The sequence below is a fragment of the Streptomyces sp. NPDC056296 genome, from assembly GCF_042268605.1.
Classification (GTDB): Bacteria; Actinomycetota; Actinomycetes; order Streptomycetales; family Streptomycetaceae; genus Streptomyces.
Window position 1 is genome coordinate 1 of sequence record NZ_JBHJRX010000142.1, and the last position, 1,702, is coordinate 1,702.

At 64.8% G+C, this 1,702-nt stretch carries 1 protein-coding gene; it reads right to left on the bottom strand.

What is annotated here, in order from left to right:
• Nucleotides 1-78 precede the first annotated feature (78 nt).
• Entirely contained in the window at nt 79-1,128 is a 1,050-nt protein-coding gene (locus tag ACFCZF_RS40830) for an ABC-three component system protein (RefSeq protein WP_376675984.1), read from the bottom strand.
• Nucleotides 1,129-1,702 lie beyond the last annotated feature (574 nt).

Below are 1,702 nucleotides of genomic sequence, written 5' to 3' on the forward strand. Positions count from 1 at the left end.
CCGTCGTCCCCATGGGGAATTACGTGACCGCGGGGGTGGGGAATTACGTGACGCAGAACCCGCCCTGCCTGAGGAATTTCATGATCGCTCACATTGCCGTAGCAGTTGCTTGCCTGCGGTCTTTTTCGCGTCGTCGTCCGCGTCCTGGTCGAGGGTGTCGATCATCCACTCGAACTCGCGCTCCCACTCGTCGACGAGTTCGTTCTCGAAGCGGGTCAGCTCGGTTGCGCCGATGAGGTCTTCTTCGAGCCAGCGCACCGAGTGGGTGTAGGCGCGGTAGTAGTCAACGATCGCCTTCTGCAGGTTGCGTGGCGGATAGGCCACCCAGTGCATCTGCTGCACGAAGGGGTGCATGCGGTACTTCTGTTCCAGCTCTCCTGCATTGACGTCCGCCAGTTCCACCAGGGTGGGCAGGTTCTCGCGGGTGAACTGGTCTCGGATGTCGGCGATCGCCGCCTGCGCGTCTCCCACATCGACGCCGCGCTGGACGCCCTGCAGCAGGGCGAGCGCCGTTTCGTCCCACCACCGCCAGACCATGGCCAGGAAGAGGTCCTCGTGCCCGGGCGGCAGAGCCCAGTGCAGTCGTTCCTTGACCTGGGCTGCGACGTCCTGAATGTGGGGCGAGCGGTCGATCACCCGGATGCGTGAGACGAAGGTCAGCCGGTCTGTCTCCCCCAGACCGAGGAACTGGGCGCGGGCTTTCTCGGTCAGCTGGGCGGTGGACGTGCGGGCGACATGCTCCAGTAGACGTTTGGCCTCCGCCTCATTGCGGCTGTGCGGACACAGGGCGGCGACGGCCGTTCCCTGGGCCGCGGTCTCGGTCGTCACCAGGGCGAGCGCGGGGCCGGCGTGGTCGGACGGAGAGGCTTCGTCCATCCATACCTTCAGCGTGCGCCACACATCCGTTGCCGTGTCGGTGAGTGACCGGTGCTGCCCGATGTGATGCTTGACCTGAAGGAGTTCTGTGGCCGTCCCCGCCTGTTCCCACGCCACGTCGTCGTACAGCTCCAGGCTCAGCGCCGCGTCAGGTCTGCTCGCCCCGGTCTGCAGGAGCTCGACCAGCGCCCACCACGTCTGGTGCTGGTAGCCGATGGCATTCGGAGCAGCGCTGTGAGAACCCTTTCTCATGGTGTGCAGTCTCCCCCCGCCCCGACACGGCGTCCACACGCCATGCCCACCCTTCTATCGAATCTATGTTCGATATTGTGGGGCGTTGCTGTCCGCTCGTCAACCTTCCGTGTCCCGCGGGGAACCTCAAGCATGTGCCTGTGGAGTGTGAGCGATGGGCACATCCCTCACGCCCCGGAACGGGGCGGGCGACGCCACGGGGCGCCGCGCTGCCCAAGCTGGAGGGTATGGGCGGCTCAGACGTGATCAGCCGGTGCCTTCCTCGGCGTCGAGGTCCCGGTCGATCTGCGAGCCCCTGACTCCGCAAGGTGCACGTCAGAGCCCCTTGAGATGTATTCATCCCCGGCGTGAACGCCGGGGCTTTCTGCAAGAGTCCTGGTAAGCCGGCTCCCTTTGCCGTCGGCGGAGGTGCGGCCGGTCACTAGGCCGTGTCTGACAAATGATCACGATGGGGGTGACCGCCTCGTGTGAAGAGAAGAGGGCCTTGACCCCTGATGTTGGACACACGAGACACTGGATCCTGAGGATCTGAGGACGGACATCTCGTGGTCATGAAGAACTATCCGCCGGAGTT